Origin of the sequence: Salinispira pacifica (assembly GCF_000507245.1) — a bacterium.
GTDB lineage: Bacteria > Spirochaetota > Spirochaetia > DSM-27196 > Salinispiraceae > Salinispira > Salinispira pacifica.
This window is the reverse complement of the sequence record NC_023035.1, coordinates 3,028,796-3,045,827: the sequence shown is the minus strand read 5'-3', so window position 1 is coordinate 3,045,827 and position 17,032 is coordinate 3,028,796. Positions and strand designations below refer to the sequence as shown.

The window sequence follows — 17,032 nt, the reverse complement described above, 5'->3', positions numbered from 1 at the left end:
TCTGTCCTTTACATCTGTCGTTCCGAAAAAATACTAAATCATCCCATGATTTGTTTTAAAGCTGTCATCCCGGATCTCCCTTTCCAGAGAAGAGAGGGGGCCATGTCCGGGATATATCCGTGTTTCCGGGGGGAGTTGAAAAATCTTGGAATTCAGTACATTCAGAAGATCATCCTTATTGCTGCTGGTATAATCGGTTCTTCCCAGTGCATCGAAAAACAATGAGTCTCCGGTGAACAGTGCGGAGTTGACCTCCGAATAAAAACACACGCTTCCTTCGGTATGGCCTGGTGTATGAATAACCTGCAAGTCGGATTCCGGTAGGCTGTCCCCATCGGAAAAATAGAAATCTGCCTGCGGCCGGGGTTTGAATAATTGGGTGAACACTTCATCCGCTTCTTCATTGTTAACCGGAAGAAGCTTTCGATTGATCTCTTCACCGTTTAATCCCAGATAATCCGCATCAGAAGAATGAATTCCCACCCGTATTTCCACACCTTTTTCCCGATAATGCTCTATAATTTCCAGGGCACCAGCGGTGTGGTCAATATGTCCGTGAGTAAACACGATAGTGTGGGGGGTAAGATTGATCCGTTCCATACTCTGCCAGATTTTTTCTGCATCAACACCCGGATCGATGAGCAGACAGGACTTTCTTCCTGTGGAGACTACAAAGCTGTTGGTATGCAGCGGGCCTGTTATTATCCTTTCAACCATATAGTATAAAGAATAGACATTCATTCTCCGGGAGGCAAGCAAATCATGAATATCAATCTGCTGGCGGTGCTGATTGCTCTCATATTCTTCGGAATTCTCCCGTTTCTGGGTGCGGTTTACAGCAGAACCCGATGGCGCCGCTTTCGAAAGTCTCTTATCGAGGCATCCATGGTTCCTGTGTATCCCGCAAGCAGCAGCGGAAATCAGGCTCGGCGTTTTTTCGGAAGTCTTGATGCAATTGAGGATGAAAATATTATTTGGCTCAGCGACGGAAGGCATCGGGTGAGGGTCGATCTCTCCACTCAGCATATTTTTGTGCTTCCGGGGCATGATCTGAACTCCGAAGTTCTGCAGAGAAGCGATGCCTCTCCGGCATATACCAGGTGGAAAAATCTCAGCAGCCTTCCGGAGGGAACCCGGTTTTTTATCTACGGCATGGTGGATAATTCTTCTCTTGTCCCGCTTTTTTACACCGATCCCCTGTGCCGGATGCTGGTGATTGTTCACGATGTGGAAAGCGAGCAGGTGCTCTCACGGTCCATCCAGACAGGACGTCAGAGAAATGAATTCTGGAACAGTATTACGCCCTTCTCCCTGCTCTCCGGAGTGATGCTGGAGCTCCTGCTCCTGCTGCAGGTCCTCCAGCAAAGCGGCGAGGATTTCAGCATGATATTCCTGGTTCCATTGGCACTCTTGCCGGGTCTCATTCTTGCCCCTCCGGGAATCTTCCTGTATTTTCTCTACCGCTCCCAATGGAGGCAGGGGCGTAATTACCGCTCACAGCGGGATCTTCTTCGTCTTCCCCTCAGGTATCCCGGGGCGTACTCCCCGACGGCGGAAGCTATGAACGGGAGATATGTTCTCCCCACCGGCATGAGATCCTCAATGATCCCAGGTTCAGTCTGAGAAACAGTGTAATTCAGGGTGGAGACCAGGAGCGGCTTTGGTGCTTTTATCCCCGGGAGAGTAACGATCCCTTTGCAGAACGGGTGGCTATTCAGGGGGATCCCGAGGTTCTGGCTGAGCAATGTCATAGAAAAGCGGTGGTTCACGAGTTGTTGGCATTGTTTTATTTTGGGCTGGGGGTGGTGATAAACTTCTTTTTGGTGGTTCTTCTCTTCTTGCTTTATGTCTTTTAATAGCGCCCCAAAGAATTGATTTGACGACTTTCACATTCTTTGGCACATTCTTTGGGCGTTGTTTTTAGTTCTTCTTCTTGGCGTAGTTCACGTTCAGGGTGCGGCCACGGTATTCAATGCCGTTGAGCACAGAAATAACCTCATCGGTTTTTTCCTTGTTGATATCAGCAAAGGAATAGTTATCAAGAATTTTGATATTCCCGATATCCTCCCGCTGAAGACTGGTTTTATCCAGTACCAGACCTACAATATCCCGCGGGTATACTCTGCGGGTTCTTCCGATACCGATGAACACGGAGGTCATGTTTGCATTGGATTCTCTGCGGCGTTTTGAGGGACGCTTCCCGCCGGCGTTAAAATATTTCAGCATATATGCTGCAACGTATGCACGTTTAAATACCGATACATTTTTCTTGAAAACACGGCGGAACTCATCCAGTTCCTGAGGGTCTTCGTTTTCGTGTATTTCCTTCAAAATACCTGCCAGCTGATCCGAAAGCTGTTCTTCATTAATTTGATTATCACGCTTTGCCATAATCATCTCCTGTTGTTGGTTTAACCACTGCTGAAGCTGGTGGGTAACGGGCTTGCGCAAATAGGACATAATGCCGTAATGATTTTCATGCAGTTCAGGTGAGAATATCGCCGTGATATTTCGCATATAGGTTTTTGTAAGGATGAACTCAATATCAATCCAAAAACTGTTTTCCTGATTTGCCTCGATGATAATCATCAGGCCGATGTTTTCGGGAACAATGTCCTGTCTTCGTATAAGGTCGATAACGGAAGCACTGCTTCCAATGATCAACTCCGGACTGGACTGGGGGATTTGTAAATCCCTGGTATTACCGGCGGAGGTTACTACCTGCCATGCCGGTCTATGATCCGCAGTCAGTGAAAAAAAGCGGTCAATATCTGATTCCCGTTGCACAACAATCAAACCCTGGGGTGCTTCAGCATGTTTTCTCTGTTCTGATTTCTGCAACGCAGACGCACAGAACTGTATGATGGCATAATAGGGGATCCGGTCATTGTAATTAATTATGTGATCCCGGGCTGAAAATAACATACTGGTTTGTGTGTGTGACATCTTCTGTGGTTTTCTGTCTGATCCTCCTTGTTAAAAAAACTGGCGAAAAAACTGATGCTACGGGTATTCCGCTGTATCTTATGTAACAATAGCTTTGCCGATTTTCTTTGTCAAGAAATGGGTGATAATACCGATACAATAATGGGAAGGTGTGCGCATATGATCAGTATGAATCGCCGGTATCCGGTGCTTTTTTTTATTCTTGTCGCTCTTGTCTCTGTGTCGATGGATGCAGAGACGTTCCGATACCGCTTCCGGGATGGTGAACGCTACCGTATCCTTTCTGAAATCGATCAAAACGTATATCTCAACGGGATTTTTCAGCACAGCGCTGAGCTGCTTAATCGGATACAGGTTGAGGTGCTGGAGACCCGGGGGATTCCGGCCGGGAGCAGGTTTTCTATCAGCATTCGGTGGAGGCCAGGCGCAACAGCGGCGAAGCCTATCAGCTGGATCGGGAATACTCTGCCGATTTCTGGCGTAATTCATTGGGCAAGTATGATATTTCAGATGAGTACTTTGTCCCGACTGTGCGTGATGTTCCCATGTTTCCCGACCGGGATGTTCTTCCCGGTGAAACCTGGTCCGCTCCAGGATACGAGGTTCATGATCTGCGTCAGGGTTTCAATATCCGGGAGGTGTTCTCTTTTCCCATGCCTGTGAGTTACGAGTACCGGGGACCTGTAAACAGGGATGGAAAGGAACTGCATCATATCGTTATCAGATACAATATATTTCATCGAAAGGATATACCGTCGGGAAATCCTTTGTATCCATATCTGATTACCGGCTACTCGGATCAGAATCTGTACTTTGATAATATTCTGGGCCGCCCCCATTCCTATGACGAGAATTACGAGATTATGCTGCATCTCAGTGACGGAAGCACCGTAACCTATGAGGGGAGTGCTTCAGCAGAGGTTATCGAGAGTCCCGATCTGGACCGGGAAGCCCTGAAAGATGATCTGCGTCAACGACTGAACGAGCTGGGTGTAGAAGACAGTTCGGTCCGGGATGATGAGGATGGGGTTACCATTTCTCTGGAAAATATTCAGTTTCCCCCGGATTCTTCCCGGCTGGTGGCCTCGGAGCAGGCCAAGATCCGGAAGATCGCTGAGATTCTCTCTGCGTATCCGCAACGGGACATTCTGGTCAGCGGACACACTGCTCTTGCAGGAACTGCAGCAGGAAGGCAGCAGCTGAGTGAAGACCGGGCCAGGGCAGTTGTGGAATTTCTCATCGAACTGGACGCCCGGGATAGAAGTCGCATTATGTATCAGGGCTTCGGCGCCACCAGACCTGTGGCGGATAATGACACGGCTGATGGTATGCGACGCAACCGCCGGGTTGAAATTACTATTCTGGAAAACTGATAATCTGACCACCGGGCATGGTGAATTACCCGGGGACGCCTTTCATGCTGTGCCCCGGCCTCAGTCAGGGCCCCAGCCCCGGGCCCGGCCTTAAACAAATTCCTCTGCCTCCAGAGTCCGTATCCCCAATAATTTCATAATAATGTTGACAATATATATTGGGTATGTTAAGTTGGATTTGGCTGCGGTATCCGCTGATTTTCGGGGATAACTCCACCGTAGGCCGGAGAGATGGATCCATGCCTATTTATGACTCAATTACAGAACTGATAGGGAACACTCCCATGCTGCGCTATCAACCGGAAAAAGGCGAGCAGCTGGCAGGGGAGGTACTGCTGAAGCTGGAGAATTTTAATCCCCTCTCCAGTGTGAAGGATCGGATTGGTTTGTCCATGATTCGCCGAGCTGAGGAGGAGGGGCGTCTGCTTCCGGGTGCGCCCATTGTGGAAGCCACCAGCGGCAATACCGGTATTGCCCTGGCATATATTGCAGCTGCAACCGGGCATCCTGTGTACCTCACCATGCCGGATACCATGAGTATCGAACGCCGGAGGCTGCTGAAGGCGTTCGGTGCCAAGCTCGTGCTCACCCCCGGAAATGAAGGGATGGGCGGAGCGGTGAAGAAAGCCGAGGAACTGGCGGAGAAGATGGAAGACGCTCTCCTCACCCGGCAATTTGCGAATCCCGCCAATCCGGAGGTGCACCGACTGACCACCGCGAAGGAAATTTGGGAAGACAGTGAGGGCAAAGTGGATGTCTTCCTGGCAGGCGTGGGTACCGGAGGTACGCTCACCGGGGCCGGCGGGGAGCTGAAGAAGCTGAACCCCGAACTGCGGCTTGTGGCAGTGGAACCTGATGGAAGTCCGGTGATTTCCGGCGGCAAGCCCGGCCCGCACAAGATACAGGGTATCGGGGCGGGATTTATTCCGGAGGTTCTGGATACGGAAATCATTGATGAGGTGATAAAGGTGCGCAGTGAGGATGCCGGGGCAGCCGCCCGGAAACTGGCTTCAGGCCACGGTGTTCTCGGGGGGATTAGTGCCGGAGCGAACCTTCATGCGGCCCTGGAAATGGCAGCAAGAGAGGAATACAGGGGCAAAACCATTGTTACCGTGATCTGTGACAGCGGCGAACGGTATCTGAGCACCTGGCTGTTTGATGACTGACACACAAGAGCATCCGACAACATCCTGTGATTTGTATTGCGATACCCTGTGATTTGCATTGAAGAATACATGGATCATTGAAGAATAAATTTGTTTTCGAAAAATATAACGGAGGACATCATGGCACATCATTTTGAGACGCGGGCCCTGCATCAGGGACAGGAAATTGAAGATACTTCACCATCCAGGGCGGTACCCATTCACCGGACCGCTGCATACATGTTCAAGAATACCGAACATGCCGCAAATCTGTTCGCATTAAAAGAGCTTGGGTATATCTATACCCGGCTGATGAATCCTACAACAGATGTTCTGGAAAAACGCGTAGCGGATCTGGAGGGGGGTGCAGCCGCCCTGGCCACCGCTTCAGGAACCAGTGCAATATTTTATTCCCTTATCAATATCGCCGTTGCGGGGGATGAGATCGTTGCCTCCAGAAATCTATACGGTGGAAGCTATACAATGTTTAATGACATTCTCCCCCAGTACGGCATAACGGTTCATCTGGTGGATCCGCTGGATGAAAACGCCATCCGCTCGGCAATTAATGATAAAACCCGGGCATTGTTTGTGGAAACCATCGATAACCCCACCCTCAGAGTATCTGATATCCCCCGCTGGGCGGAAATTGCCCATGAAGCCGAAGTTCCCCTGATTGTGGATAACACCTTTGCCACCCCCTACCTGTTCCGTCCCATTGAGCATGGTGCTGATATTGTCGTTCACAGCCTCACCAAATGGATAGGCGGTCACGGAACCGGACTGGGCGGTATTGTGGTGGACAGCGGGAAATTTCCCTGGTCCAAGTATCCGAAGTTCACCACCATGAACGAGCCGGACTCAAGCTACCATGGCTTGCGCTATGCTCATGACCTGGGCGAACTCACGCCGGTTGCCTACGCCCTGAGGATGCGCCTGGTGCCGTTAAGGAACCTGGGTGCGGCTATGAGTCCGGATAATGCCTGGCTCTTCCTCCAGGGGCTTGAAACCCTCAGCCTGAGGATGGAGCGCCACAGCGAAAATGCGGACAAGGTTGCACGGCATCTCGCCGAACATCCCCAGGTATCCTGGGTGACCTATCCGGGACTTCCCGGCAAAGTAAACGCAGCGGGTTCCCTGAGCAGCGAAAATGCCGAGAGGCTGCTTCCCCGGGGGAAGGGCGGAATGGTAGTGTTCGGAATTAAAGGCGGCCGGGAAGCCGGCGAACGTTTTATCAACAAATTGAAGCTTTTCAGCCTGCTGGCTAATGTGGGTGATGCGAAAAGTCTGGCCATCCATCCTGCCAGCACAACCCACAGCCAGATGTCTGCCCAGCAGCACAAGGAAGCCGGCATAGGTGAAGAGCTTGTTCGCCTGTCGGTGGGTCTTGAACATATTGACGATATACTTGAAGACCTGGATCAGGCTCTCGGGGGCTGATCACTTTTTTTCGGCTGAATCCCGACTCCTGCAAGCGGGGGTCGGGGATGCTGGAAATACCTACCATCCTGCCTTACAATTTATACCGTGGATAAAGGTTCCGTTGAAACAGTTCTTCATCTCACTGATGTTCTGCCCCAGATTATTTTGATCCTGGATGAAGCGGGGGTGGTGGATGACCACAATCCCGGCATTCGCGAACTTCTGCCCGCAGGCGTGTCATCTATCAAGGGGGAGCGCCTGGATGCGTATCTTCATCCCTGGGAGCCGGGGGACGCCCAGCGTTTTCATGCCCTGCTTCAATCCGCCCGTGGAAAATCCCATGGGCCCTGGGCCGACTATGCCATATCCTTTAAAAATAGCTGGTCAGGTCGAAGCATTTATCGTGCGGAGCTGCACCGAAGACGGGACGAGGGAGGCTGTCTTCTCATTCTTGAAGATGTGACACTGCTTCGGCAGATGGAAGAGGAGTACCGGCGGGTTCAGCGCATACAATCGCTGCTTCCGCTGATCAAAGGCTATGCCAACGACTTCAAGGAGCGTCTTCAGATTCTCTATGGTTCGGTGGATTTTATCCGTGAAATTCTGAAAAATCCCGACCCCCCTGATGAGAAATCCACGGCTTCCATGCATGAAAGCCTGGACGGAATTCTCAGGCATCTTGAACGGAGCAATGGAAAACTGGATGCTATTCTGGGGCTGAGCACTGCTTCCCGGAACAGCGGTGACAGCTTCTCGTTGGAATCATGTTTGAGAGATGCCGTGGAACGGAGTCTCATGGGATCCAACAAACAGCAGGATCTCAGCCTTGCCCCGGATCTTCCGCCGTTTCGGGGAAACTATGAAAAAATCAGTCAGATGTTTCAGAACATTCTCCTCAATGCGGTGCAGGCAGGGACTGAAGCATATAAAATTGAAATTACCACAGAGCTGGTGGAAAGAAAGGGGCGGGATTCGGTGCTCATCGGGATTGCCGACCACGGGCCCGGCATGACCATGGATATCCTTCCCAGGGTACAGCAGCCGTTTTTTACCACCAGGGACAATGCCGATGGGCTGGGACTCTTTATTGCCAAGAATATTGCGTTGGAATACAACGGGAGCCTGGATATTGAGAGCTCTCCCGGGGCGGGAACACGGGTGCATATCTATCTTCCCCTGAATGCCGATGCACCTGCGGCGCCTGAGCGGCCCAGTCTGCCTCCGGGTTTGAAAATTCTGGTTCTTGATGATAATGCCGAGGTGCAGGAGGTGTGGGAACGTCTGCTATATCAGCTGGGCATATTCGGAAGTTTTGCAGCCAGCACATCACAGCTGTATGAAAAGTTCGAGCGCGCCCTGGAATCCGACTATCCTTTTTATTTAGTAATACTGGAGGATGACGGAGAGGAGATCCCCGATGTGTTCCATACTCTCAAGCGTCTAAAGCGGCTTCAGCCGGGGCTTCCAGCCATATATGCCGCAACCTCACCCATGAACTATACCCCGGAGGAGCTGAAGGCGGAGGGTTTCTCTGCGGTTCTTAGAAAACCGTTCCGTTTTCCGGATCTGCATAATGCGCTGCTTCAGGCCGTGCATGTGGCGGCGAATAGGGATTGATGCACGAGCCGGTATTGATATCAGTGATACTGGGTTTCGTCGGTTTCAAAGAAGCTCTTCACGTCTGAATGACTTGCATCCAGCGGGCCGCTGACCAGCACCGGAGGGGATTTGATGGACTCGGCACTCATCATGGAGGCAATTCTCTGCAGAGATGAAATCAGCAGCATCTTCTCCCAGTCTTCCAGGGTATCAAATCGGCGGATAAAATCTTCCTGAAGCATGGATGGATGGGCGGCAAGAATATCCAGAGCCCTTTCGGACAGCTGGAGGTTCACCTTTCGCTTGTCCGCCTGCTGACGGACCCTGGTAACAAATCCCTGCTTCTCCAGACGGTCGAGAATACTTGTCACTGTCGCCTGACTGAGACTGATATTTTTGGCCACACTTCCGATGGTCCTGCTGCTGTCTTTATGCAGTTCCTTCAACACCAGAAGCTGAGGGCCTGTGAGTCCATACTTTTTGGCCAGATTCTTCGAATGCAGATCGATGGCTCTGATGATCTGCCGCAGAGTGGCCAGTATCAAATCGCTGTAATTTTCCACATGTATATCCCAAAGTGAACTCATATCATACTCCGTTTTACCTGTCCATTATTATGAAAAATCTAATAAATTACAACCCTATAGTTTAGTATACGAAGTAAAAAATGGCTCTGCCTGGACTTTGTAGTAAATTAATTGGAGATATTAAAGGCGAAAACATATAATTATATGGCTATTCAATTATAATGCTGCCATACTTGCGGATTTTACATTACAAAATTCACTGTGTGATGTGGCGTTTACAGGGATTATATTTAGAATACTAATATTAAGTTTGAAAAATTCTTTCCCGACGGAACTGATTTGCGCTGCGGTCTTCCTGAATGGACTTGTACAGGCTACAATAGTCACTGATCAGACGCAAGGAGTTGAAATGAATAATGTAACCGTTATCGGTATTTCGGGGGGGTCCGGATCAGGGAAGACCACAATTGTGAAGAAAATTTCGGAAGTTCATCCGGATCTTGTATGTATTCCCCAGGATAATTACTACCGCAGCGCGGAATATATCAACAATGAAAACATCACGGCATTTAATTTTGACCATCCCGCAGCATTCGATACAGACCTCATCGTGGAACATCTTGAAATGCTTCGGAAGGGAGAAAGCATTCAGATGCCTCTGTATGACTTTGTGAATCACCGGCGGGGAGATGATCATATTATTGTGGAACCCCGAAAGGTTGTAATTTTTGAAGGCATTATGGTGTATTTCGATAAACGGGTGCGGGACCTCATCGATCTGAAAATATTTGTGGATACCCCGGATGATATACGGTTTATACGTCGGATGCGCCGGGATATCCATGACAGGGGGAGGACGATGGAATCGGTAATTACCCAATACCTGGAAGTTGTTCGTCCCGGGCATTATGAGTTTATTGAGCCTACCAAGGCTTTTGCCGATCTGATCGTTCCGGAAGGCGGCATGAATGAGATGGCTCTTGAGGTTCTCAGTGCATTTCTCAAACAGTTCTGATTTCCCGCCTCAAATTATCCCCGGGTTCCCCGGGGATGGAGTAGTAGTATGAATATTGCCGTATTTTCATCCGTAGAATGGGGACATTCCCTTCCGGTGGGGGATTATCGGGAACAACACATTCGCGAACAACTCAAGCTGAAAAAAGGCGATACCCTGAAAGTGGGGCTGGAGAATCAGGGGGTGGGCACGGCCCGGCTTCTCAGCAGCCCCGGCCCCAATATTGAGCTCAAGCTTGAGTTCCCCCGGGAGCTTCAGCCGGTGCCGATCCCCCGTTTCCGCCTGATAATCGGGCACCCCCGGCCCCCGGTGTTTCAGCGGCTTCTCCGGGATCTGACATCCATGGGTGTATGGGAAATTTTCTGGGTTCATCCCCGGCTGGGGGAGAAAAGCTATCTGGCCAGCAAAGCCTGGAATGAGGAAGCCTTGGCGAAGCAGATCCGCCTGGGGCTGGAACAGGGCGGGCACAGCCGTCTGCCCGGGGTGAAAAAATTCTACTCCCTTCACGCATGTCTGCGGGAGATCGAATCGGCGAATCAGCTCAAGATTATCCTTCATCCCCGGGGGGATGGGGATTCTTCCTCCGGGGAAGGGGGGCCCGGCGAAAGCTCCGGCATGGAGCTGATGAATATGCTCTGTGCTGTTTCCGGATCAGAACAGCCGGGCATTCCAACCATCGCTCTGGGTGCTGAGCGGGGGTGGACGGAAGACGAATTGCAGCAGTTTTCCCGAAGCGGATTTACCAGGGTGAGACTGGGCTCAAGCATTCTTCGAACCGAGACGGCTGCGCTAATTGCGGCGGGTATGCTCAGGTCGGCCCTTGAGGGTCCTGCGGCACATTATGGAGCATCTTCCGAAACGACAATAATCGAGCCGGCTACAGATAATGCTGTAGAGCCGGCCACAAAAAACATCACAAAAAACACCACAGAAACCGCCAAAAATACAAACAAGGAAAACACCGGGGAAGTCCATGGCTGAAATTAATCTGGAACGTCGAATCAGGAAGCATGTGAAAGCCCGGACTCATTCCATTGCAGGAATCTGTCATCCTGCTGTGCAGGACCTTCTCCGCCGGGAGCTCCACGGCATGGGAATTGAGTCCCGGCAGGAGTCGCCGGGGGTTGAGCTGTTCAGCGGAGGAATTGAGGATCTGTACCGTGTACATCTCACCAGCAGGATAGCCGCCTCTTTCAGACTCAGGCTGGATGAATTCCGCTGCGGAAGCAGGGAAGATCTTTTCTCCCGGCTCAGGGGTTTTCCGTGGGAATACTGGATACAGGAGAAAACCGGCGTCCGCATCAAAATGTCCCTGAGTTCATCCCGGATTCAGCATGACGGCCGGGCGGAGGAAAGCGCATACAAGGCCATTCAGGGCAGAATGCAGGAGCTGTATCCCGGATGGCGGTCCGGCGGGCGGCGGGATCCTGAACCGGTCACAGAGGGCGCATCCCCTGACCGGCAGGTGATTCATATTCAGATAGAACACAGCAGGGCACGAGTCAGTCTGGAGGCCAGCGGCGATCTGCTGTATCGGCGGGGATATGCCCCGGCCCAGGGGCTTGCTCCCCTCCGTGAGAATCTTGCGGCAGCCCTTATTCAGGCCGCTCCTTTCGGGATTCCCCATCGGATCGTTGATGCCATGGCCGGCAGCGGTACGTTTTTGTTTGAAACGGTACTCTCAGCCCTGGGTCTGCCCCCTCTTCCCCGGCGGAAGTTTGCATTTCAGGAATGGCCGGTGTACCGCCGGGAAACGGAGAATTTTCTGCGGCGAAAGATTCTTCGTGAAATTGCAGACCGCGCTCAGGGTGAAAATGCGGCCGGGACCGGCCGGGAAACAGGAGATAATCGGGACTCGATGCTTCCGGCAGGGAATTTCAAAGGAGTTGAAATTGCCGGAAATGTTTTCGGTCTTCTCCAAACCAACACAGGCGGATTTTCCCAGCATCTTTCATATCTGCTGGGGCAAACGGACACTGCCGTCCCGGAGATCGAACTGAGCAACGAGGATTTTTTCATCTGGCTGTATGATCAGCTGGACCCCGACAGCCTGAGTATGCCCGGGGAACCGGGACTGCTGATCTGCAATCCTCCCTACAACTGGCGGGTGCGCTCAGAGTCGGGCCTGTACCGTCGTATCTGGAATTTGTTCGGGGAAATTCTGCCGGGTTGGTACGGAATTATTCTCATGCCCCTGAACGCTTCAGGCCGGCCGTTTCTCTCCAATGATGATCTTCCTCCTTCATCCATTCTTAACCGGAGCAGTTCCCGCGATTTTCCCCACGGCGGAAAGCGAATTCGTGCTCTGTATATTCATCCGCTGCCGCCGGGTTCGTGAGTCTGTTTTGCCGGGTTCTTGACTCCGTTTTGTGGGTCCGATTCGTGAAACCGGATTTCAGGCCGGGACGTCGGGTATGGATGGAGTTGAAGGACATTTCGGGAGCTGAATGGCCGTTCGGGAAAAAGAGGTTTATTTTTCCAGGTTTCATGAGTACAATGCTAATAAATACCCCCGATCCGCCGGGTATGTGCAGTCTAAGGATCCGGCTGGCACAGGGTCCGGTAATCATCAGGGTCTTGCAATCATCAGGGTCTGGCTCGCATCAAAGTCTGACTCGAAGGTGTACGGCTGGAAAACCGGTGAGACGGCGGAAATCAGGAATATCAATACATGAGGAAGGTTAGTATGAAAAGAGTTCGGGTTGCAGTTACAGGTGCGGCGGGCCAGATCGGGTACGCATTGTTGTTCAGGATTGCATCAGGTCAGATGTTCGGCGAAGACACCCAGGTGGACCTTCAGCTGCTCGAGCTTGAGCAGGCTCTTCCGGCTCTGAAAGGGGTTGTTATGGAGCTGGAAGATTGCGCCTTCCCGCTGTTGAGTTCGGTTACCCCCACATCCGAAATGAGTGTTGCATTTAAAGATGCAGACTGGGCACTGCTTGTGGGCAGTATTCCCAGGAAGAAGGGGATGGAACGTGCGGATCTTCTGAAAAAGAACGGCGGAATTTTCGTGGAGCAGGGAACGGCCATTGCCGCCCATGCCAAAAAGAGCTGTAAAACCCTTGTGGTGGGCAACCCCTGCAATACCAACAGCTATGTGGCGAAAGCCATGGCCGATGGCATGGATGAGCGGAACTTTTTTGCCATGACCATGCTGGATCAGAACCGGGCGGTCACCCAGCTTGCCCAGAAAGCTTCGGTACCGGTTTCCGCCGTGAAAAACCTGGCAATCTGGGGAAACCATTCTCCCAGCATGTATCCGGATTTTTACCACGCCACGATCAACGGTAAGCCCGCCCACCAGGTTATTGATGATGAAGACTGGCTGCAGGGGGAATTCCTCACCACGGTACAGAAACGTGGCGCCGCAATAATTGAAGCCCGGGGGGCATCCTCCGCTGCCAGCGCCGCCAATGCCGTGGTGGATACTGTTCGGAACCTGACCACGCCCACCCCCGAAGGGGAGTTTTTCTCTGTTGCGGTATCATCCGACGGAAGCTACGGGGTTCCCGAAGGCATTATGTTCAGTTTTCCGGTACGGAGCACCGGCGACGGCTGGGAGATTGTTCAGGGACTGGAACATAACGGGTTCGGTCACAGCAAGCTGAATGCCACCCGTGAGGAGCTGCTCAACGAGCAGGCTGCGGTGGAGGAGCTTCTCGGCTGATCATCGGGAATCGTCAACCCGGCTCTGCAGCTTCATCAACCGCCTGGAGTATATACAGGCGGGAGCTCACATCACCCATGATCCGGACTCGGTCATTGTAGCCGGTGCCGGTGAATTGGGGCCAGAGCCGGAATCCTGCCTCCATCAGCTCATCACCATATGCCGAAACTTCCCTGGTTTCCGCCGGAAACAGGTAATTATCGGAAATTACTTTGTGAGCCAGTCCCCGCAAGCCTGATGCTTTCACCTTGAAGGGGAGGTATCCGTTTATCAGTTCTCCGAAGCGCAGTATATTCAGGAAATGGGGGGCCGTCCGGATGGTGTATTTTTTTCCGGGGTCCAGCCCCCTGAGGCGTATCCGTTCTCTCACCGGGCTCGCTTCCTGGTGAAGCTGGAAGTATCCCACTATTCCAGTGCCGGTTTCTTCGCTGTACAGCTGCCAAACGGCGGTGTTTCCCTCAAACGGGGAGGCCAGACGGTGGAATGTACCGAACTGAAACAGTTCACGGTGTTCCTTATACAGGGCCACCTGTCCGGAAATGATTTTTTCATCGAAGGGTGACAGGGACTGGAGATCCAGCTCGTATCCCAGGGGGGCGAAGGCCGCACAGTGAAACCGGGTGGATACGCTGCTGTTTCGCAGAGTCTGATGGGAGGGGTCGGAACCCACGTGTGCTGCGGCGCAATGCTGAGGGTAGAGAAGGCTGCTGCCGTGCTGGATCTTCACCCTGCTGCCCGGATCGGTATTATCGCTCGTCCAGATTTGAGGGCTGTAAAAGAGCATGCCGGCATCGAAGCGGTTCCCGCCGCTGGCGCAGGTTTCCAGGAGAATATCCGGAAATTCATCGGTGAGGCGTTTCAGCAGTTCATAGACTCCCAGGGTGTAGCGGTGGCCCAGTTCCTTTTGCCGGGAAGCCGGCAGATGGGCGGATACCGGGTCGGAAATACTGCGGTTCATATCCCATTTTACATAATCCGGTTCGCAGTCGAGAAACAGTGTTCTGAGTGTCTGGTGAAGGTGGTCAACCACCCGGGGATTGCTCATATCCAGCATGAGCTGATGCCTGCCCAGGCTGGGTTCCCGCAGGGGACTTGAGATTGCCCATTCGGGATGACTGCGGTACAGATCGCTGTCCGGGGAAATCATCTCCGGTTCAATCCAGATTCCGAACTGGAGTCCCAGCTTCCGCACCTTCCGGCTCAGTCCCTGAATACCGCCGGGAAGCTTCTTCGAATCCGCCACCCAGTCCCCCAGACTGCTGTGATCGTCATTCCTGCCTTGAAACCAGCCGTCATCCACAACGAACAGTTCCATTCCCAGCTTTTTTCCCTTTTTGGCCAGCTGGAGCAGCCGGGTCTCATCAAAATCAAAATAGAGAGCCTCCCAGCTGTTGAACAGGAGGGGCCGTGTCCTGTTGCGCCAGCGGGGAGGGATCACATGTTCTCTGATAAAGCGGTGGAACCGGATACTCAGGGCTCCCAGGCCCCCCGAGCTGAAGGAGAAAAATGCTGCAGGTGCACTGAACTGTTCCCCCTCTCCAAGCCTCCAGCGAAAATCATGATCATGAATGCCGCATTGAACCCGTACCTGACCGTATTCGCTCCGCTCAAGATTCATTTCATGATTGCCGCTGTACATGAGGGAAAACCCCATGCATTCACCTTCTGTTTCCCCGGTTCCCGGGGAGGCAAGGATGAGAAACGGGTTGTGGTCCGCACCGGAGGCGAAGCGGCGGGATGAAATGGAAGTTCTGCCCCGGGGTACGGGACTGCGCTGGATGTGTTTTTCCCGAATCCATTTCCCTTCCAGGCTGATGAAATCCCAATCATCGCCGGATAGATCCAGGTTCATGCTCATGATCCGGTGAATGTGAAGCTCCCGCCCCCGGTTCACCAGCCGGCAGCGGCAGGCGAACACATCAGTTTCCGGGAACAGATCATAGCTGATGTGAAGGAACACCTGGTGTACCGCTTCTTTGAGAATAAGTTCCAGCGTTTCACCGGGGGCCCTGGGCATGGGCAGGGCGCGGGCACCGGGAACCGGTTCGGGAGAAACCGCCGGTTCCGGGGACTGCGATGCAGCCTGAGAATCGGAATTGGAAACCGAATCCGCATGCGAATCTGCATGGGAATGGGACGGTTCACGGGTATGCTCCCGGCCGGAATTTCTATATATTCGGTGGTCGTGATACAGGAAATCGCATATTGAGCTTCCGTCATCGTATTCCAGCTCCAGGGCAGGCAGGCGGTAGTCCCCTTTGCCGCTTCCGGGCATGAGTGCACTGATGGTCTGGAGGCTGAAGCCCCCGTCTTCGCTGTAGGCGGTTTCTATTCCGGGGATAAAACTGAAATCCTGAATGAGTCCGGGGAAGCCGTCTTCCCGGTCCCGGATCCGTGCACCGAAGTGGAGCAGTTCCGGATGGCCGCTGTCGCGGATATGAAGTATCAGACTGGAATTGTGTGAGGCAAGATGGAAATAGGAGCCGTGTTTGGCAATCACCGTTCTGTGTCCCTGCTGCTTTCTCCCGGAGAATCAGATCCGGATGAGGCTGGCAGGATTCGGGGGATGATCAGGGGGGTTCGGGCCTTATAGTCCCGGTACTCGGGCTTTTCACCCCACTTTTTATCCGCCTGCTTTTCCAGGAGAGGTACGCCGCTTACATAGCGCAGCATGAGGGTAATGAAAAGCGGTCCTGCGAAATACAGGAATTCATGGGAGCGGAAAAACGGGACGGAGGCTATTCCAAGCCCCCACCAGATCAGCATTTCTCCAAAGTAGTTTGGATGCCGGGACCGTGACCATAGACCGTCCTTCATGAATTTCCCGGAGTTTTCCTCCCGGGACTTAAACGCGAACTTCTGCCGGTCGGCGATCCACTGGATGATCAGACCGGCGGCAAAGCCTGCCCAGCCCGCAGCCGAAATCAGAATTCCCCAGGGCGGGAGCGCTCCCGGAGAGGGGGGTACACTGCTTCCCGCAAGGGGAAGCATGACGATCCATACGGTTAACGCCTGAAGCAGCCAGAATGAACCGAAGCGGATAAAGCTGTCCCGCCGGTCGTCAAACCGGTGATCCACCTTGATAAGAAGGATCCGGCGAAACAGGTAGCCGCCCAGTCTCAACGCCCAGAGGATTACCAGCAGAAGATTGATGTACTGGACGGGATGAAACAGCGGCGCCTGGATTCCCAGATACAGGGACAGAAGGATAAAGCTGAGACTGTAGGTCAGGTCGGTGAACAGATCACTTCTGAGGGTGGCGGCAATGAGAAAGAACACCCCGTTGATCCCCAGACTGATCAGAAGCAGTTCGAAAAGCATACGCACCTCCTTGTTGT

The 17,032-nt window shown here is 52.6% G+C and carries 14 protein-coding genes; 9 read left to right on the top strand and 5 right to left on the bottom strand.

The annotated features are described in order from the left end of the window. Nucleotides 1-33: 33 nt before the first annotated feature. Nucleotides 34-741 (bottom strand): MBL fold metallo-hydrolase, encoded by a 708-nt coding sequence (locus L21SP2_RS13315; protein WP_169730484.1) that lies wholly within the window; start codon nt 739-741, stop codon nt 34-36. Nucleotides 742-762: 21 nt separating this feature from the next. Between L21SP2_RS13315 and L21SP2_RS18145 the strand changes: the two genes are divergently transcribed. Next, nucleotides 763-1,623 (top strand): hypothetical protein, encoded by an 861-nt coding sequence (locus L21SP2_RS18145; RefSeq protein WP_024269071.1) that lies wholly within the window; start codon nt 763-765, stop codon nt 1,621-1,623. A 297-nt stretch (nt 1,624-1,920) separates the two neighbouring features. Here the strand turns inward: L21SP2_RS18145 and L21SP2_RS13305 are convergent, their stop codons facing one another. After that, nucleotides 1,921-2,787: a DbpA RNA binding domain-containing protein gene (locus tag L21SP2_RS13305; protein ID WP_169730483.1), complete on the bottom strand. Its 867-nt coding sequence runs from the start codon at nt 2,785-2,787 to the stop codon at nt 1,921-1,923. Between the two features lie 572 nt (nt 2,788-3,359). On the opposite strand from L21SP2_RS13305, the gene L21SP2_RS13300 reads away from it, so the two are divergent. The 4 genes from L21SP2_RS13300 (at nt 3,360) to L21SP2_RS13285 (ending at nt 8,503) form a co-directional block, all read left to right on the top strand. Next, the gene (locus L21SP2_RS13300) at nt 3,360-4,319 is read left to right on the top strand and encodes an OmpA family protein (RefSeq protein ID WP_024269067.1); all 960 of its coding nucleotides are present in this window, start codon (nt 3,360-3,362) and stop codon (nt 4,317-4,319) included. A gap of 239 nt (nt 4,320-4,558) precedes the next feature. Further along, nucleotides 4,559-5,485: a cysteine synthase A gene (gene cysK, locus L21SP2_RS13295; RefSeq protein ID WP_024269065.1), complete on the top strand. Its 927-nt coding sequence runs from the start codon at nt 4,559-4,561 to the stop codon at nt 5,483-5,485. A 120-nt stretch (nt 5,486-5,605) separates the two neighbouring features. Further along, the gene (locus L21SP2_RS13290; protein WP_024269064.1) at nt 5,606-6,904 is read left to right on the top strand and encodes an O-acetylhomoserine aminocarboxypropyltransferase/cysteine synthase family protein; all 1,299 of its coding nucleotides are present in this window, start codon (nt 5,606-5,608) and stop codon (nt 6,902-6,904) included. Nucleotides 6,905-6,991: 87 nt separating this feature from the next. Further along, the gene (locus L21SP2_RS13285) at nt 6,992-8,503 is read left to right on the top strand and encodes an ATP-binding protein (protein ID WP_024269063.1); all 1,512 of its coding nucleotides are present in this window, start codon (nt 6,992-6,994) and stop codon (nt 8,501-8,503) included. A 20-nt stretch (nt 8,504-8,523) separates the two neighbouring features. On the opposite strand, the gene L21SP2_RS13280 is transcribed toward L21SP2_RS13285, so the two are convergent. Next, a complete protein-coding gene (locus L21SP2_RS13280; RefSeq protein ID WP_024269062.1) occupies nt 8,524-9,072 on the bottom strand; it encodes a MarR family winged helix-turn-helix transcriptional regulator in 549 nt (182 codons plus the stop codon). Nucleotides 9,073-9,421: 349 nt separating this feature from the next. Between L21SP2_RS13280 and udk the strand changes: the two genes are divergently transcribed. From udk to L21SP2_RS13255, 4 genes are all read left to right on the top strand, one after another. Next, a complete protein-coding gene (gene udk / locus L21SP2_RS13275) occupies nt 9,422-10,027 on the top strand; it encodes a uridine kinase (RefSeq protein ID WP_024269061.1) in 606 nt (201 codons plus the stop codon). Nucleotides 10,028-10,075: 48 nt separating this feature from the next. After that, nucleotides 10,076-11,008 carry an RsmE family RNA methyltransferase gene (locus L21SP2_RS13270; protein WP_024269060.1) on the top strand — a complete coding sequence of 311 codons (933 nt, stop codon included), beginning with the start codon at nt 10,076-10,078 and terminating at the stop codon, nt 11,006-11,008. After that, nucleotides 11,001-12,365 (top strand): RNA methyltransferase, encoded by a 1,365-nt coding sequence (locus tag L21SP2_RS13265; RefSeq protein WP_024269059.1) that lies wholly within the window; start codon nt 11,001-11,003, stop codon nt 12,363-12,365. The genes L21SP2_RS13270 and L21SP2_RS13265 overlap by 8 nt, the downstream gene beginning before the upstream one ends. A 348-nt stretch (nt 12,366-12,713) precedes the next feature. Further along, nucleotides 12,714-13,694, top strand: coding sequence for a malate dehydrogenase (locus L21SP2_RS13255; RefSeq protein ID WP_024269057.1), 981 nt, complete (start codon nt 12,714-12,716; stop codon nt 13,692-13,694). Nucleotides 13,695-13,707: 13 nt separating this feature from the next. Here L21SP2_RS13255 and L21SP2_RS13250 read toward each other — a convergent pair whose 3' ends face one another. Both L21SP2_RS13250 and L21SP2_RS13245 read right to left on the bottom strand, forming a co-directional pair. After that, nucleotides 13,708-16,194, bottom strand: coding sequence for an alpha-galactosidase (locus L21SP2_RS13250; protein WP_024269056.1), 2,487 nt, complete (start codon nt 16,192-16,194; stop codon nt 13,708-13,710). Beyond that, nucleotides 16,191-17,015, bottom strand: coding sequence for a DUF1295 domain-containing protein (locus tag L21SP2_RS13245; protein ID WP_024269055.1), 825 nt, complete (start codon nt 17,013-17,015; stop codon nt 16,191-16,193). The genes L21SP2_RS13250 and L21SP2_RS13245 overlap by 4 nt, the downstream gene beginning before the upstream one ends. Nucleotides 17,016-17,032: the final 17 nt, after the last annotated feature.

Excerpts from the sequence above, each read along its gene's own strand:
- udk (WP_024269061.1), top strand. The coding sequence starts at position 9,422 with ATGAATAATGTAACCGTTATCGGTATTTCGGGGGGGTCCGGATCAGGG.
- L21SP2_RS13245 (WP_024269055.1), bottom strand. The coding sequence starts at position 17,015 with ATGCTTTTCGAACTGCTTCTGATCAGTCTGGGGATCAACGGGGTGTTC.
- L21SP2_RS18145 (WP_024269071.1), top strand. The coding sequence starts at position 763 with ATGAATATCAATCTGCTGGCGGTGCTGATTGCTCTCATATTCTTCGGA.
- L21SP2_RS13290 (WP_024269064.1), top strand. The coding sequence starts at position 5,606 with ATGGCACATCATTTTGAGACGCGGGCCCTGCATCAGGGACAGGAAATT.
- L21SP2_RS13280 (WP_024269062.1), bottom strand. The coding sequence starts at position 9,072 with ATGAGTTCACTTTGGGATATACATGTGGAAAATTACAGCGATTTGATA.
- L21SP2_RS13265 (WP_024269059.1), top strand. The coding sequence starts at position 11,001 with ATGGCTGAAATTAATCTGGAACGTCGAATCAGGAAGCATGTGAAAGCC.
- L21SP2_RS13315 (WP_169730484.1), bottom strand. The coding sequence starts at position 741 with ATGAATGTCTATTCTTTATACTATATGGTTGAAAGGATAATAACAGGC.
- cysK (WP_024269065.1), top strand. The coding sequence starts at position 4,559 with ATGCCTATTTATGACTCAATTACAGAACTGATAGGGAACACTCCCATG.
- L21SP2_RS13270 (WP_024269060.1), top strand. The coding sequence starts at position 10,076 with ATGAATATTGCCGTATTTTCATCCGTAGAATGGGGACATTCCCTTCCG.
- L21SP2_RS13255 (WP_024269057.1), top strand. The coding sequence starts at position 12,714 with ATGAAAAGAGTTCGGGTTGCAGTTACAGGTGCGGCGGGCCAGATCGGG.